Annotated in this window: 15 protein-coding genes and 1 riboswitch; of the genes, 6 read left to right on the top strand and 9 right to left on the bottom strand. The window is 71.6% G+C overall.

The genetic code is table 11. From position 1 onward, the window contains the following. Positions 1-335: 335 nt before the first annotated feature. The 3 genes from ACZ49B_RS21025 to thrC form a co-directional block, all read right to left on the bottom strand. Positions 336-539 (bottom strand): cold-shock protein, encoded by a 204-nt coding sequence (locus ACZ49B_RS21025; protein WP_005315736.1) that lies wholly within the window; start codon positions 537-539, stop codon positions 336-338. A 383-nt stretch (positions 540-922) separates the two neighbouring features. After that, complete coding sequence (locus tag ACZ49B_RS21030) at positions 923-1,201, bottom strand: MoaD/ThiS family protein (RefSeq protein ID WP_030298713.1); 279 nt, start codon at positions 1,199-1,201, stop codon at positions 923-925. Between the two features lie 195 nt (positions 1,202-1,396). Continuing rightward, entirely contained in the window at positions 1,397-2,671 is a 1,275-nt protein-coding gene (thrC, locus tag ACZ49B_RS21035) for a threonine synthase (RefSeq protein ID WP_468308011.1), read from the bottom strand. Positions 2,672-2,688: 17 nt separating this feature from the next. Beyond that, a riboswitch (SAM riboswitch) is annotated at positions 2,689-2,838 on the bottom strand. A gap of 197 nt (positions 2,839-3,035) precedes the next feature. Between thrC and ACZ49B_RS21040 the strand changes: the two genes are divergently transcribed. Both ACZ49B_RS21040 and ACZ49B_RS21045 read left to right on the top strand, forming a co-directional pair. Further along, a complete protein-coding gene (locus tag ACZ49B_RS21040; protein ID WP_468308247.1) occupies positions 3,036-4,013 on the top strand; it encodes a glucosyl-3-phosphoglycerate synthase in 978 nt (325 codons plus the stop codon). A 45-nt stretch (positions 4,014-4,058) separates the two neighbouring features. Beyond that, positions 4,059-5,519, top strand: a complete 1,461-nt coding sequence (locus tag ACZ49B_RS21045) for an alpha,alpha-trehalose-phosphate synthase (UDP-forming) (RefSeq protein WP_468308012.1) — start codon at positions 4,059-4,061, stop codon at positions 5,517-5,519. Positions 5,520-5,659: 140 nt separating this feature from the next. Here the strand turns inward: ACZ49B_RS21045 and otsB are convergent, their stop codons facing one another. From otsB to ACZ49B_RS21060, 3 genes are all read right to left on the bottom strand, one after another. Next, positions 5,660-6,523: a trehalose-phosphatase gene (otsB, locus tag ACZ49B_RS21050; protein WP_468308013.1), complete on the bottom strand. Its 864-nt coding sequence runs from the start codon at positions 6,521-6,523 to the stop codon at positions 5,660-5,662. A gap of 68 nt (positions 6,524-6,591) precedes the next feature. Beyond that, entirely contained in the window at positions 6,592-6,828 is a 237-nt protein-coding gene (locus ACZ49B_RS21055; RefSeq protein ID WP_030298721.1) for a DUF3263 domain-containing protein, read from the bottom strand. A gap of 77 nt (positions 6,829-6,905) precedes the next feature. Further along, a complete protein-coding gene (locus ACZ49B_RS21060) occupies positions 6,906-8,207 on the bottom strand; it encodes an ABC transporter substrate-binding protein (RefSeq protein ID WP_468308015.1) in 1,302 nt (433 codons plus the stop codon). 211 nt (positions 8,208-8,418) lie between these two features. Here ACZ49B_RS21060 and ACZ49B_RS21065 point away from each other — a divergent pair, with 211 nt between their 5' ends. The 3 genes from ACZ49B_RS21065 (at position 8,419) to ACZ49B_RS21075 (ending at position 11,513) form a co-directional block, all read left to right on the top strand. Further along, positions 8,419-9,351 carry an ROK family protein gene (locus ACZ49B_RS21065; protein WP_468308250.1) on the top strand — a complete coding sequence of 311 codons (933 nt, stop codon included), beginning with the start codon at positions 8,419-8,421 and terminating at the stop codon, positions 9,349-9,351. Further along, a complete protein-coding gene (gene nagA, locus ACZ49B_RS21070) occupies positions 9,351-10,502 on the top strand; it encodes an N-acetylglucosamine-6-phosphate deacetylase (RefSeq protein ID WP_468308017.1) in 1,152 nt (383 codons plus the stop codon). Before ACZ49B_RS21065 ends, nagA begins: the two co-directional genes overlap by 1 nt. A gap of 93 nt (positions 10,503-10,595) precedes the next feature. Beyond that, positions 10,596-11,513, top strand: coding sequence for a 1-phosphofructokinase family hexose kinase (locus tag ACZ49B_RS21075; RefSeq protein WP_468308018.1), 918 nt, complete (start codon positions 10,596-10,598; stop codon positions 11,511-11,513). Between the two features lie 51 nt (positions 11,514-11,564). Here ACZ49B_RS21075 and ACZ49B_RS21080 read toward each other — a convergent pair whose 3' ends face one another. Together ACZ49B_RS21080 and cdgB are read right to left on the bottom strand one after the other, a co-directional pair. After that, a complete protein-coding gene (locus ACZ49B_RS21080; RefSeq protein WP_468308021.1) occupies positions 11,565-12,587 on the bottom strand; it encodes a CBM35 domain-containing protein in 1,023 nt (340 codons plus the stop codon). A 68-nt stretch (positions 12,588-12,655) separates the two neighbouring features. Further along, positions 12,656-14,377, bottom strand: coding sequence for a diguanylate cyclase CdgB (gene cdgB, locus ACZ49B_RS21085; protein ID WP_468308023.1), 1,722 nt, complete (start codon positions 14,375-14,377; stop codon positions 12,656-12,658). A gap of 327 nt (positions 14,378-14,704) precedes the next feature. On the opposite strand from cdgB, the gene ACZ49B_RS21090 reads away from it, so the two are divergent. Then, the gene (locus ACZ49B_RS21090) at positions 14,705-15,250 is read left to right on the top strand and encodes a flavin reductase family protein (protein WP_051832751.1); all 546 of its coding nucleotides are present in this window, start codon (positions 14,705-14,707) and stop codon (positions 15,248-15,250) included. Positions 15,251-15,262: 12 nt separating this feature from the next. On the opposite strand, the gene arfB is transcribed toward ACZ49B_RS21090, so the two are convergent. Further along, positions 15,263-15,688, bottom strand: a complete 426-nt coding sequence (arfB, locus tag ACZ49B_RS21095) for an alternative ribosome rescue aminoacyl-tRNA hydrolase ArfB (protein WP_053786579.1) — start codon at positions 15,686-15,688, stop codon at positions 15,263-15,265. Positions 15,689-15,771: the final 83 nt, after the last annotated feature.

Genomic DNA, 15,771 nt, shown 5'->3' on the forward strand with positions numbered 1-15,771 from the left:
GGGTTGGATTGCTCCGGACCGCGCCCGCGCCCGCGACGGACGGCCTGCGTGCCCGGCGGTTCCTTCCCGCCGGACCCTGCGGGCCTCACCGACCCGGTCCTGTGTAGTAGCACTCTCGACAGGAGAGTGCTAACGCCAATGATTAGCACTCGACCCCCTCGAGTGCAAGCGGCTTGAGGGAACGCCGGGCCGACGTCCGGGCCCGGCACGAGGGGCGGCACGGGGCGGCGCGCGGGCGACACGCGCGCGCTGCGGGGGCAGCACGAAGGGCCCGCATCCCTCCTCCAGGATGCGGGCCCTTCATGTGTATGCGTCGGTGGTCGATCGCGCCGGGACTAGACGGCGAGCTTGACCATGTCCGCCTGCGGACCCTTCTGGCCCTGCGAGATCTCGAACTCGACCCGCTGACCCTCTTCAAGGGTGCGGTACCCGTCCATCTGGATGGCGCTGTAGTGGACGAACACATCCGCACCACCGTCGACCGCGATGAAGCCGTAGCCCTTCTCCGCGTTGAACCACTTGACGGTGCCCTGAGCCATGCCTAACTCCCCTATTACTGGCCCTTGCGCAGGACCGCACTTCGCGGTCCCGGGTCAGAACTTGCGCCGGAACGCCTCGACCGGGGCTGAATGTATCTGCACCGCTGCTGTCTGCAACAGGTCAATCCGACGAGAAATCTGGACACGGGGATACATTGAAATAGAGTGAAAATTTGGCATATTGCCGGGCAACTCGGACCCGGCATATCTCGCCAAAGCCCCATACCGCACTTGCATATTGACTCAATGTCAACCCTCACTCGACCCGCTCATATGCGGGTGGCAAGAACAGCGGAGGGGACTTCCCCAACTCTACCGCGCCCAACCAAGCAGAATTGCCCCCTCCGCTTTTAGCGGAGGGAGCAATTCGGGGCTTTCGCGTATCAGCAGCCGCCGGCGACGGCGGGAATGATCGAGACACCCGCACCGTCCGGCGTCACCGCGTCCAGGCCGCCCTCGAAGCGCACGTCGTCGTCGTTGACGTAGACGTTCACGAAGCGGCGCAGCTTGCCCTGGTCGTCCAGGACGCGGGCGGCGATGCCCGGGTGGTTCGCCTCCAGGGACGCGATGACCTCGGAGAGGGTCGCGCCCTCGGCGGCGACCTCGGCCTGGCCGCCGGTGTAGGTGCGCAGGATGGTGGGGATGCGGACGTTGACGCTCATGGCGCTGCTGCCTTTCCGGGGGTTCGGGGAGGGAGGGGGTGTCCGGCGGATCAGGGCCGGATCAGCCCGGGGTGTCTCGTGCCGTGGATTGCAAGGCGGAGGAGGGAGTCGACGCGGAGCGTCGGCGACTGACGACAACGCAGCAAGGCGCGGTGCCAGAGACCCCGGGCCCGGCCTTGGTCCGCCGGCCACCCCCTAGGCCAGGCCGGCTGCGCGGAACGCGTCCAGGCTCGGGCGGATGGTGGCGGTCTGCCCGCTGTCCGCGGCCACCGCCTCCAGGGTCTTGAGGCCGTCACCGGTGTTGAGGACCACCGTGGTCAGCGCCGGGTCGAGCTGCCCGTTCTCGATGAGCTTCTTGGTCACGCCGACGGTCACGCCGCCCGCGGTCTCGGCGAAGATGCCCTCGGTCTGCGCGAGGATCTTGATGGCCTCGACGACCTGCTCGTCGTTGACGTCCTCGACGTAGCCGCCCGTACGGCGGGCGATGTCCAGGACGTACGGGCCGTCGGCCGGGTTGCCGATGGCCAGCGACTTGGCGATGGTGTTCGGCTTCTGCGGGCGGACCACGTCGTGGCCGGCCTTGAAGGCGGTGGAGACCGGGGAGCAGCCCTCGGCCTGGGCGCCGAAGATCTTGTAAGGCTTGTCCTCGACCAGGCCGAGCTTGACCAGCTCCTGCAGCCCCTTGTCGATCTTCGTCAGCTGCGAGCCGGACGCGATCGGGATCACGATCTGGTCGGGCAGCTGCCAGCCGAGCTGCTCGCAGATCTCGTACGCCAGCGTCTTGGAGCCCTCGCCGTAGTACGGACGCAGGTTGACGTTGACGAAGCCCCAGCCCTCGCCCAGCGGGTCGCCGATGAGCTCGGAGCAGAAGCGGTTGACGTCGTCGTAGTTGCCCTCGATGCCGACCAGGTCGCCGCCGTACACCCCGGCCATGACGACCTTGCCCTGCTCCAGGTCGTGCGGGATGAACACGCAGGAGCGGAATCCGGCCCGGGCGGCCGCGGCGCCGACGGCGCCGGCCAGGTTGCCGGTGGAGGAGCAGGACAGGGTGGTGAAGCCGAAGGCGCGGGCGGCCTCGACGGCGATGGCCACGACGCGGTCCTTGAAGGAGTGCGTCGGGTTGCCGGAGTCGTCCTTGACGTACAGCTTGCCGGTGAAGCCGAGCTCCTTGGCCAGGTTGGCCGCGTCGACGAGCTTGGTGAAGCCGGGGTTCAGGCTGGGCTTGGAGGCCACGTCCGCGGGGACGGGCAGCAGCGGGGCGTAGCGCCAGATGTTGTTCGGGCCGGCCTCGATCGCGGCGCGCAGGGCGTCGGGGTCCCCGGTGGGAAGGTCGTAGGCGACTTCCAGAGGTCCGAAGCACTCGACGCACGCGAAGATGGGTCCGAGCTCGAAGCGGGTACCGCACTCACGACACGAGAGGCCGGTGGCAGGTCCGAGATCGACAGAGGTGGCAACAGTCTGTGCAGCCATGATGGCGAGGCCCTTTCTCCTCATCTTCCCCATGGCGCACTTCGCCATGAGACGGAATTGGCACCTTCCCTAGCCGGGGACCTCGCTGCTGCAAGCAAGCGCGAGAACCGACTGGAGGGTTGCCGGGGCTTCAACGGGCCGTGTCCCTCTGCCCCTCTGGATGAGCGGTATGGCACCGGGCCGCGCGCTCCATGGCGCGTCCGGGCGTTTGTTCGCGGGGACCCCCGGCATGCGGTGGTCCTTCGCGTTGTTCAAGACTGTAACGGAAGGTCCGGGCGGTTGAGACAGCTGTCCGAACCGCGAGATGGATCACTTTTCGGCTGAAACCCGCCGAGGACGAACGAGGAAACAGGGAGTGCCGAACGTGCTGGAAGAGGTGGAGCGCTGGTTTGCGGACCGCTCCTGGTCCGCGGCCGACCGACCGCTCGACCAGCTGCTTTCCGCCAAGCGGGCGGCAGGCACCACGGTCAGCGTCGTCCTGCCCGCGCTCGACGAGGAGGAGACGGTCGGCGCCATCGTCGAGGTGATCCGTCGCGATCTGATCGACGGACTGCCGGTGCCGCTGGTCGACGAACTGGTCGTGGTCGACTCGGGTTCCACCGACCGGACCGCCGAGGTGGCCGCGAAGGCGGGCGCCCGCGTGGTGCACCGCGACGACATCCTGCCGCGGATCCCGGTCGTGCACGGCAAGGGCGAGGTGCTGTGGCGCTCGCTGCTGGTGACCACCGGCGACGTCGTCTGCTTCGTGGACGCCGACCTGCGGGACTTCTCCTCCGCCTTCGTGTCCGGGATCGTCGGCCCGCTGCTGACCGAGCCGGACGTGCAGTTCGTCAAGGCGATGTACGACCGCCCGCTGGGACCGGAGGTCGACGGGCTCGCCTCCGGTAGGCCGCCCGGCCAGGGGGGCCGGGTGACCGAGCTGGTCGCCCGTCCGCTCCTCAACCTCCACTGGCCGCAGCTGGCCGGCTTCGTCCAGCCGCTGGGCGGTGAGTACGCCGTGCGCCGCACCCTGCTGGAACGTCTGCCCTTCCCCGTCGGGTACGGCGTCGAGCTGGGGCTGCTCGTGGACGCGCTGCACACGGTCGGACTGGACGCGCTGGCCCAGGTGGACGTCGGCGTACGGCTCCACCGCCATCAGGACGGCCAGGCACTGGGCCGGATGGCCGCGGCGATCTACCGCACGGCGCAGCTGCGGCTCTCGCGCGGGCACCTCGTACGGCCGGAACTGACCCAGTTCGAGCGCGGGCCGAACGGGTTCGTGCCGCGGACGTACGCCGTGGACACCGAGGAGCGGCCGCCGATGGCCGGGGTCAAGGAGTACTCCGGCCGCAGGGTGGCGTGAGGGAACTGACGTTTGAGCGGGCAGGCCCCGGGCTAGGTTCGCGGCATGGCTTCCCAGGTACTCGTTGCAGCGAACCGCGGCCCGCTCTCCTACCAGCTCGGCGACGACGGCACCCTCACGGCCCGGCGCGGCGGGGGCGGTCTCGTCTCCGGCCTCTCCGCCGCCCTCGCCCGACAGCCGGAGGCGCTGTGGATCTGCGCGGCGCTGTCGGAGGCGGACCGGGAGGCGGTCCGCCGGGGCGTCTCCGAACCCGGCGTCCGGATGCTGGACATCGATCCCACGACGTACGACGACGCGTACAACGGCATCGCGAACTCGGTGCTGTGGTTCACGCACCACCACCTGTACGACATCCCGCGCGAGCCGGTCTTCGACGCGGAGTTCCGGCGGCGGTGGGATTCGTACGCCGCCTACAACCACGCCTTCGCGCTGGCGCTGGCCCAGGAGGCCGGCGAGGGCGCGGCGGTGCTCGTGCAGGACTACCACCTGGCGCTGGTCCCGGGTGAGCTGCGGGAACTGCGGCCGGACCTGAAGATCAGCCACTTCACGCACACCCCGTGGGCCTCGCGCGAGTTCCTGGACATGCTCCCCGACGACATCCGGGCGCAGCTGATGTGGGGCATGCTCGGGGCGGACGTGGTGGGCTTCCACACGTGGGCGTGGGCGCACAGCTTCATGACCGCGGCGCAGCTGGACGACGAGCGGGGCATCGCGGAGCCGAAGACGGCGGCCGGGGCGGACCCGAGGGACGCGCCGTACGTCGAGAAGATGACGAGTGGCCCGGTGCAGCACCGGCGGACGAACGTGGCCGTGTACCCGCTGGGCGTGGACGGCGACGAACTGCGGGCGCTGGCGCACCGGCCGGAGGTGAACGACAAGCTGGCGGCGCTGCGGGCGGAGGTCGGGGACCGCAGGACGATCGTCCGGGTGGACCGGACGGAGCTGTCGAAGAACATCGTGCGCGGCTTGTCGGCCTACCGGGAGCTGCTGACGGTGCACCCGGAGTGGCGGGGGCGCGTGGTGCACCTGGCCTCGGCGTATCCGTCCCGGCAGGACCTGGCGGTGTACCGGTCGTACACGGAGGCGGTGCGGGAGCTGGCCGAGCAGATCAACGAGGAGTTCGGCACGGAGGACTGGCAGCCGGTGCTGGTGTCGGTGAAGGACGACTTCGCGCGCTCCCTGGCGGCGTACCGGCTGGCGGACGTGGCGCTGGTGAACCCGGTGCGGGACGGGATGAACCTGGTGGCGAAGGAGATCCCGGTGGTCTCGGACGCGGGGTGCGTGCTGGTGCTGTCGACCGGGGCGGGGGCGTACGGGGAGCTCCGCGAGGACGCGCTGACGGTGAACCCGTACGACGTGTCGGAGACGGCCGCTGCGCTGCACGCCGCCCTCGCCATGCCGGCCGAGGAGCGTGCGGAGCGTACGAAGCGGCTGGCCTTGGCGGCGACCGCCCTCCCGCCGACCGACTGGTTCACGGCCCAGCTGACCGCACTCCGCGAGGCGTGACGGCAACCGCTGCGCGGGGCCGTCCCCTGCCCGCCCTTCCACCGTTCCCCGGGCTCAGCCCGGACCCGGTCCCCCAACGCCGGACGGGCGGAAGATCCGGCCCCGCCGGCGTTCGAGGCGCGAAGGGCCCCGCGCGGCGGTTACGGCGTCGGGGTCGCGGAGCGGATGGCCTGGGCCAGGGTGGCCAGGAAGCCGACGACCTCGGCCGGGCCGCTCAGGACGAGGTCGGCCCGGGAGGCCAGCTCGGGAACCTCGGCCGAGCCGCTGGCCACCAGCAGCCCCGGCATGCCGTCCGTCCGGAGCTTCTCCACGGCCGCGTACGCCGCGAGGTCGCCGAGGTCGTCCCCCGCGTACAGGACCGCCTCGGCACCCGTCTCCGCCAGGTACTCGGTCAGGGCCACGCCCTTGTCCATCCCCGGCGGCCGCAACTCCAGCACCGCCCGTCCCGGCTCCACCATCAGCCCGTGCCGCGCCGCCAGCTCGGCCAGCGGCTCGCGCAGTGCGGCGAAGGCCGCTTCCGGGTCCTCGGCGCGCCGGGTGTGGACGGCCAGCGCCCGGCCCTTCTCCTCGATCCACGTACCGCGCCAGGCGCCGATGGCGTCCAGGAACCCGGGCAGCTCCGCCCGTACGGCGGCGACTCCCGGGTGCTCGGCCGGGGTGTGCACGATGCCGCTCACCGCGTCCCAGCGCTCGGCCCCGTAGTGGCCGAGAACCACCAGGTGCTCCAGGCCGGCAGCCCCGGCGAAGCCCCCGTAGCGCACCGCGACCCCCGCCGGCCGGCCGGTGATCACGGCCACCGAGGCGACCTCCGGGGCCAGGGCGGCCAGCGCCCCGACGGCTCCCGAGTGGGCGCGCGCCTGGTCCGGGTCCGGGACGATCTCGGCGAGGGTGCCGTCGAAGTCGAGCGCGACCACGGAACGGCGGGGTGCGCGGAGGAGGGCTTCGAGTCCCTCGCGTCCCGCGGCGGTGACGGGCATCGGCATGTTGTGCGGACGGCTCCCCATACGCACGACCCTAACGGCCCTGCCGTGCCACGGCTACGGCGCGCGGCGGGCCCGTGGGCGCCGATGCGTCAGCGCCGGGCCCGCTGGGCCTCGCGCATGCGGCGGAGCCGGTTGACGGTGCCGGGCGCGTGGGCCAGCGCCCGCGGGTCGTCCATCAGCACGTTGAGCAGTTGGTAGTAGCGGACCGGGGTCATCCCCAGCCCTTCCCGTATGGCCCGCTCCTTGGCCCCGGGCCCGGGCCAAGTGCGTCCCTCGTACGCGAGCACCGCGGCCTCGGTGGCCGTCAGCCCCACGTCGTCCGTCATACCGCCAGATTAACGCCGCCCTGTGACACCCACCCGGCCCACACCCCTCGGCCCCGCACGCCTCGGTCGGCGTCCGCTCAGTGGGCGTCCGCCTTGCGCGCCGCCTGCGCGATGTCCTCGAGGACCTTCGCCGGCTGCCCGCCCGGCTGCACGCTCTTGCCGATGTTCTGCTTGACGTCCTCGCTCACCCCGGCCCAGGACTTCTTGCCGACCGGGTAGAGCCGGGCGTTCGGCAGCGCCTGCAGGAACGTCTTCAGCTGCGGGGCCGCACCACCGGTACCGGCGTCCATCGCCCGGTAGCCGCTCGTCGTGGCCGGCAGCAGGTCGTACTTGTTGGTGAAGGCCGTCACGTTCTTCGCCTCGTACAGGTAGTCCAGGAACTTCCCGGACTCCTTGCGGTGGCCGTTCTTGAAGGCCATCACCCAGTCCGCGACGCCCATCGTCGGGTGCTCGGTCCCGTCGGCGGTCGGCATGGACACCATGCCGAACTTCACGCCCTTCTCCCCCGCCTGCTTGATCAGCGTGGGGTGGCCGTTGAGCATGCCCACCTCGCCCCGCGCGAAGGCGTCGAAGGCGGCCTGCCGGTCCGTCTTCGCCGGTTCCGTCGACCCGGTCAGCCCCTGGCCGACCATCTTGTCGCGCAGGAACTCGAACGTCTTGACGTTCTCCGGGGAGTCGATCGAGTACGCCTCCTCGTTGTCGGTGTAGCCGCCACCGCCGGAGAGCATCCACATCATCGATTCGGCCTGCGCCTCCTCGCGGCCCAGCGGCAGCGCGAAGGGGGTCGCCACGCCCGCGGTCTTGAGCTTCTTCGCGGCGGCCTCCAGGTCGGCCCAGCTCTTCGGCTGCCAGCCGCCCTTGGCGTCCTTCGGGATGACCCCGGCGTCGCTCAGCAGCTTCTCGTTGTAGAAGAGCAGGCGCGTGCTGGCCACGAACGGCATGCCGTACTGGATCCGCCTGACCTTGCCCGCGTCCGCGAGCGGCGCCAGGAAGTCGGCCTCGGTGGTGACGGAGAGCAGCTCGTCCGCCGTGTACAGCTTGCCGGCGGCCGCGTAGTCGGCGTAGGCGCCGATCTGGGCGATGTCGGGGGCCTTGCCGGCCTTGACCATCGCCGCGACCTTGGCGTCGACCTCGGACCAGGAGTAGACGCTGACCTCGACCTTGACGCCGGGGTGGTCCTTCTCGAAGCCGGCGGCGAGGTCCTTCCAGTACCCCGACGAGGAGTTTTGCGGATTGTCCCCGTAGTCGGCCGCCACGACCCGCAGGGTCACCTCGTTGTCCCCGGTGAGACTCCCCACGGTTCCACAGCCGGTCAGCACCACGGCGGTCAGGCCCAGTGCGGCTCCGGTCGCGGCCAGGCTCAGGTAACGGCCCTTCACAGTTCTCGATCCACCCCTTGTTGTACGTACGATCCACGTAAGGTCTACACCACTTTGGCGGCTCGTCCACATCCGGGAACGGGCCGTGTCCCGTTCGTGTCCCGACCGAGGTCGCGAATTTGTATGGCAGCTCAACAATCCCCTCCAATGGACTAGACCTTTCCCCGCCGAGCACGCGAGACTGTCACCTGTGAAACCCGTGAAACACGCCGTGAAGCACGTCATCGCCCTCGATGTGGGCGGCACCGGGATGAAGGCCGCCCTCATCGCCGACGACGGCACCCTGCTCCACGAAGCGCGCCGCGCCACCGGCCGCGACCGGGGCCCCGACGCCGTCGTCGAGACGATCCTGGAGTTCGCCGCCGAGCTGTCCGAGCTCGGCCGCGAGCGCTTCGGCGTGCCCGCTTCCGCAGCCGGCGTCGCCGTCCCCGGGATCGTCGACGCCGAGAACGGGATCGCCGTCTACGCCGCGAACCTGGGCTGGCGCGACGTACCGATGCGCGAGCTGCTCAGCAGACGGCTCGGCTCCCTTCCGGTGGCCCTGGGCCACGACGTGCGCACGGGCGGACTCGCGGAGGGCCGCATCGGCGCCGGCCGCGGCGCCGACCGCTTCCTGTTCGTCCCCCTCGGCACCGGCATCGCCGGCGCCATCGGCATCGCCGGCCGCATCGAGGCCGGCGCCCACGGCTACGCCGGCGAGATCGGCCACATCGTGGTCCGCCCCGGCGGCCCCGCCTGCGGCTGCGGCCAGTACGGCTGCCTGGAGACGCTCGCCTCCGCGTCCGCCGTCAGCCGCGCCTGGGCGTCCGCCTCCGGCGACCCCGCCGCGGACGCCGCCGACTGCGCCAAGGCCGTCGAGTCCGGCGACGCGCGCGCCCTCGAGGTGTGGCAGACCGCCGTCGGCGCCCTCGCCGACGGCCTGGTCACCGCGATCACCCTGCTGGACCCGCGCACGCTGATCATCGGTGGCGGGCTCGCCGAGGCGGGGGAAACCTTGTTCACACCACTCCGGAAGGCCGTCGAGGAGCGCGTGACGTTCCAGCGGCTGCCCGACATCGTTCCGGCGGCCCTCGGGGACACCGCCGGATGCCTGGGCGCAGGGCTGCTCGCCTGGGACCTACTCGCCACGGAGGTACCTGCCTGATGTCCGGAAGCGCACACAGCACCGTTCTCTCCGGCGCCAGGGTGGTGCTGCCCACCGGGACCGTGGCGGGCGGCCGCGTCATCGTCGACGGCGAACGCATCGCCGGCAGCGCCGGCGAGGGCGCGAGGACCGTCGACCTGTCCGGGCACTGGATCGTCCCCGGCTTCGTGGACATGCACAACCACGGCGGAGGCGGCGCCTCCTTCACCTCCGGCACCGCCGAGGAGGTCCTGAAGGGCGTACGGACCCACCGCGAGCACGGCACCACCACGCTCGTCGCCTCCACCGTCACCGGCGACCTCGACGAACTGGCCCGCCGCGCCGGGCTGCTCGCCGAGCTGACCCAGCAGGGCGAGATCGCGGGCATCCACTTCGAGGGCCCCTTCATCAACGCCTGCCGCAAGGGCGCGCACAAGGAGGACCTGCTGCGCGACCCCGACCCGGCCGAGGTCCGCAAGCTGATCGACGCCGCGCACGGCGCCGCCCGCATGTTCACGCTCGCCACCGAACTCCCGGGCGGGCTGGACTCCGTACGGCTGCTGGCCGAGCACGGGGTCATCGCCGCGATCGGCCACACCGACTCCACGTACGACCAGACGCGCCAGGCCATCGACGCGGGCGCGACCGTGGCCACCCACCTGTACAACGCGATGCCCGGCATGGAGCACCGTGCCCCCGGCCCGATCGCCGCGCTGCTCGAGGACGAGCGGGTCACCGTCGAGCTGATCAACGACGGCACCCACCTGCACCCGGCGATGCTGGAACTGGCCTTCCACCACGCGGGCGCACACCGCGTGGCGCTGATCACCGACGCCATGGACGCGGCGGGCTTCGGCGACGGGATCTACCACCTCGGGCCGCTGGAGGTCGAGGTCAAGGAGGGCGTGGCCCGCCTCGTCGAGGGCGGTTCGATCGCCGGCTCCACGCTGACCCTGGACACCGCGTTCAAGCGGTCGGTGACCCTGGACCAGCTGCCCGTCGAGTCCGTGGTCCAGGCGATCTCCGTGAACCCCGCCAAGCTGATCGGCCTGTACGGCGAGGTCGGCTCGCTGGAGCCGGGCAAGTACGCCGACCTGGTCGTCCTGGACGCGGAGTTCGACGTCAAGGGCGTCATGCGGCGCGGCGAATGGATCGTGGATCCACTGGTCTGAGCGGGTATGGGAGGCAGGCGGGCGGCCAGCGGACTGGGCCGCCCGTACTGCTGTTTGGCATGATCCCGGCACACACCGAGACCGGGGCCTGCCATGATCCTGACCGTGACGCTCAACACCGCACTCGACGTCACCCACCACGTGCCGAAGCTGATCGCGCACACCACGCACCGGGTCACCACCGTGACCGAGAGACCCGGCGGCAAGGGCCTCAACGTCGCCCGCGTGCTGGCCGCCCTGGGCCACGAGGTCACCGCGACCGGCTTCGCGGGCGGGCGCACCGGCGCCGTCGTACGCGAACTGCTCGCCGGTTCCCCACAGGTGACGGACGCTCTGGTGCCCTGCGCGGGCACCACCCGGCGCACCCTGGCCGTCGTCGACGAAGCCTCCGGCGACACCACGCAGTTCAACGAACCCGGCCCGCTGATCAGTTCCTCGGAGTGGGCGGAGTTCCTCGTCCGCTACGAGGCCCTGCTGGCCGGCGCCGGCGCGGTCGCCCTGTGCGGCAGCCTCCCGCCGGGCGTGCCGGTGGGCGCGTACGCGGTGCTCGTACGGGCCGCCCGCGCGGCCGGGGTCCCCGTCCTCCTGGACACGAGCGGCGAGGCCCTGCGCCGCGGGGTCGCCGCCCGCCCGGAGATGATCAAGCCGAACGCCGCCGAGCTCGCCGAGCTGACCGGCTCCCGCGAGCCGCTGCAGGCCACCCGCGACGCCCGCCGCCGCGGCGCGCACGCCGTGGTCACCTCGCTCGGCCCCGGCGGGCTGCTGGCGGCCACCGCCCAGGGCACCTGGCAGGCGGCCCCGCCCCGCACCCTGTCGGGCAACCCGACCGGAGCCGGCGACTCCGCGGTGGCGGGCCTCCTGTCGGCCCTCACGGAGGGCCTGGACTGGCCGGCCCGCCTGACCCGAGCGGTAGCCCTCTCGGCAGCCACGGTCCGCGCCCCGACGGCAGGTGACTTCGACCCCCACACCTATGAACAGGTACGGGGGTCGGTGACGCTGACGGCGCATTAGGACCGTGGGGGCGGTGGGCGCTCCGGGGGGCCGCCGGGGCGGTTTCCCCGATCAGCCCTTCTCGAGCCAGAGCTGATCGAGGTTGACCTCGCACTGGTTCCCGGCCTCGCACGAGATCTTGATCGTGTTCGTGCCCTGCTTGAGCGTCACGAGCGACCAGGTGTTGGTCCAGCCCTTGTCCCACTCGCCCGGCTTGGCCCCGGAGAAGTTCTTCATGTTGATCGGCCGGGACTGCGCCTCGCCGTTGATGGTCAGCGTGGTGCTGGCGTCCTTGCCCGGCACCCCGTAGACCATCTTCAGCTTGTACTGGCCCGCCTTGGCCACGTCCACGGTCCACGTCGCCGCCGCGCCGGCGGCGTTCAGGCCGCCCACGTACTGGCCGCCCGCGCTCTTCGCGCCCGCGATGGCGGCTTCCAGGTGCGCGCCGCCCGTGAGGGACATGCCCGCGCCCGAGGCGTCCGCCTTCGGGAGCGGGGCCTCCGGGGACGTCGAGGCGCTCGGCTGCGTCGACGGCGAGTTCTGCGGCTGCGCGGACTGCTGTCCGCCCGCCGCGTTGCCCTTGCCGTTCTTGTCCTCGTCCTTGCTGCCGAAGGCCACGGCCGCACCGATGCCGATCGCGACCGCGGCGACCACCGCGACCGCCGCGATGAGCATGCCCTTGCGGCTGGAACCTCCGCCTCCGCCGTGGCCTCCGTGGCCGCCCGGCGCGGGGATCGACGCCGTGGTCTGCCCCTGCTGCGGCGGAACCCCGTAGCCGCCCGCCTGGAGGGCTTCAGGGGCCTGGTACTGCGCCTGGTAGGACGGCTGCTGCTGCTGCGGCGGAACCTGGGCGCCGCGCTGGCCGCCGTACGTCCGCTCACCGACCGTGCGCACCTGGTTGTAGGAGGTACGGGGGACGCCTGGCTGTACGCCGGGCTGACCACCGACCGTCGGGCCGGGGTAGCCGTATCCACCGCCCGGCGCGGGCGGGGTGGCTCCGGCGGCCTGGCCGTCCGCGTAGAGATAGCCGAACGGGTCGTCGTCCTCGGGCTGGTTCGCCCCACTGTTCGAGCCGTGGTTCGCGGGCGTCGTCATCGCAGGTCACTCCTTTCAACCCACGGGAGCCTACCCCGAACACGTGCACCCACGGGCGGCCGATCGCCTCATCCGGCCCGGCGGTGCGCCTTGGAACGGGACCTTTTCTCGATGTACATCCGCTGGTCGGCCGAGCGCAGCACCTCGTCCGCCGACATGCCGCAGCTGGCCCAGCCGATGCCGAAACTCGCGCCCACACGGACCGCGCGGCCGTCCACGCGGATCGGCGGGATGATCGCGTTGCGCAGCCGGACGGCCAGGTCGGCGGCGTCGGCGGCGCCCAGTCCGTCCGCGAGGACGACGAATTCGTCACCACCCAGCCGAGCGACGGTGTCACCGTCCCTGACGCCCGTCGTCAGCCTCCGGGCCACCTCGATCAGGACCGCGTCACCCGTGTGGTGCCCGAACCGGTCGTTGATCGACTTGAACCCGTCGAGGTCGCAGAAGAGCACCGCGAGCCCCTTCGTCCCGTCGTCGACGTCCGTCGCGGGCGCCACCGTGTGCACGTGGTGGTCGTACGGGCCCGCCCCCGCGCCGGGCGTGCCGGGAGCCCCGGGCGCCGCGGCCGCGCCGGGGAACTCGAAGGGCTCGGGGAAGGCGTCGGGCTGAAAGCCGTGCTCACCGCCGCCACCGCCCGTCGGGAGCCCCCCGCCGACGCCGTGCCCCTCGTAGGCCGCGTCGAGCGCCTCCACGGCGGTGGCGCGGACCGACTGCGGCCTGCGGCACAGCCGGGCGCCGAGGCGGGCGCGCAGCTCGGCGCTGTTCGGGAGGCCCGTCAGCGAGTCGTGGCTGGCCCGGTGGGCGAGCTGGAGCTCGTGGCGCTTGCGCTCCTCGATGTCCTCGACGTGCGTGAGCAGGAAGCGCGGCCCGTCGGCGGCGTCCGCGACGACGGAGTTGCGCAGCGACACCCATACGTACGTGCCGTCGCGCCGCCCGAGCCGCAGCTCGGCCCGGCCGCCCTCGGCGGAGGTGCGCAGCAGGGTCCCGATGTCCTCGGGGTGGACCAGGTCGGAGAAGGAGTACCGGCGCAGTACCGAGGCGGGCCGGCCCAGCAGCCGACACAGCGCGTCGTTGGTCCGCAGCAGCCGCCCGTGCTGGTCCCCGCCCATCTCGGCGATCGCCATGCCGCTCGGCGCGTACTCGAAGGCCTGCCGGAACGACTCCTCGCTCGCGCGCAGCGCCTGCTGTTCACGCTCCAGCCGGACCAGGGCCCGCTGCATGTTCGCGCGCAGCCGTGCGTTGCTGATCGCAATCGCGGCTTGGAAGGCGTACATCTGGAGCGCTTCGCGCCCCCACGCGCCGGGGCGCCGCCCGTTGCGCGGTCTGTCCACCGAAATGACACCCAGAAGTTCCCCGCCGGACGCATACATGGGGGCATAGAGCCGGTCCTCGGGGTGCCACTCGTCCTCGAAGCGCGGATCGGGGCCGTCCGTGTGCCACTGGGGCACGTCGTCCTCGAGCAGGATCCAGCCCTCGGTGTGCGGGATGAAGCGGAGCCCGTCCCAGCTCTCCCCCATCGTCAGACGGCGCTCCCAGGAGGCACGGGAGCCGACGCGGCCGGTGATGAGGGCTTCTGCGGCGGGGTCGCCGGCGAACGCGGCGACGACGAGATCCCCGTCAGGGCGTACGAGGTTGACACAGGCGAGCTGGTAGCCGAGGCCCACGACGATGCCGTCCACGACGGTCTGCAGAGTGTCCGCCAGGCTCCTGGCCGTGTTGAGCTCGGCCACCACCTGATGAAGCTGCCGCAGGGTCGCAAGACGGACGTACGGCTCCGACTCGGTCTCCATTGCTCGCTCTCCCCGAGACCTCGACAGCAACTCCAGGTTTGTCATCGGCGTTTCGTTGCGGTGTCCCGTCCACTGAATCACAGTGAGCTGTGCGCCAGGTACACAGGGTCAACAAATCTTGCTCTCTGTGACTCAAGTCACATGAGATGAATAAAAGTGAGCGGTGGGGGTGGCGGCGCCCGGGAGCACTCCCTTGCATTCCCGGGAGCAAACGATACGCCCGGGCCTAGGCCAAGGGGCGGGGACGCGGCTCGGACTCGGGCCCGATGTGCGGCGCGGGAGGGCGAGACTAGCGTTCTGGGCGTGCCGAAGACGACCCCCGTACCCATGCCGATCGCCTCCACCCTTCATCCTGAGGGCGTGAGCAACGACGAGTTCCGGGCCGCGATGTCCCGCCTGGCGGCGGGCGTGTGCCTGATCACCGCACACGAGAACCCGCTGACACCGGACGGCCCGGGCGGCGAGGACGTCGGCATGACGGCCACCGCCTTCATGTCCGTGTCCCTGGACCCGCCGCTGGTCCTGGTGAGCCTGCGCGAGGGCTCCCGGATGGACGACCTACTGGCGGAGCAGCCCCTGTGGGCGGTCTCGGTCCTCGCCGACCACCAGGTGCAGGTGGCGAGCCGCTTCTCGATGAAGAACCGCATCAGCGACCGGCTGCTCTTCGCGGACCTCCCCTACGGCCGCGGCGAGGTCTCGGGGGCCCCGCTGCTGACCGGCGCCCTGGCCACCCTCGAATGCCGTACGGAGAACCGCGTCGAGGCGGGCGACCACACCCTGGTCATCGGCCGCGTCCTCACCTCGGCGCTCCCGTCCCCCGACTCCCCGCCGCTGACCTACTTCCGCGGCCGCTACCGCCATCTGGCGGGCTGAACGCCTGCGCCGCTACCAGTCCCGGCCGGTGCGGCCTCGCTTGGTCTCCGCCCGGGCCTTCTTCTCCCGGAGGCGGCGTTCGTTGATCCCCCGCGGGATCTTCGTCGCACGGCGCGCCTTGGGCGGCGGGGCGGTGGCCTCCGCGAGCACGGACGCCATACGGACCAGCGCCATCTCCCGGTTGCGGAACTGCGAGCGGTGCTCGGAGGCCCGTACGGTCAGCACCCCGTCCACCAGCCGGGCCGCGAGCCGCTCCAGCGCCCGCTCCTTCCACACGTCCGGCAGCGCCTTCGTCGCCGCCACGTCGAACAGCAGCTCCACGCGCGAGTCCGAGGTGTTGACGTGCTGTCCACCCGGCCCGGATGATCGCGAAAAGCGCCAGGCGAGCTCCGCCTCGGGGAGCACGACCGAACCGCGAATGACATAGGGACCAGGCATGCCCCCTATGATCCCGCCCCGCGCCATGCCCGTCACCCGTATTTCTGCGGCTGAACGGTGGGGGAATCCGCGGGGAAATCCTG

This window comes from Streptomyces sp. NPDC031132, from assembly GCF_055570595.1.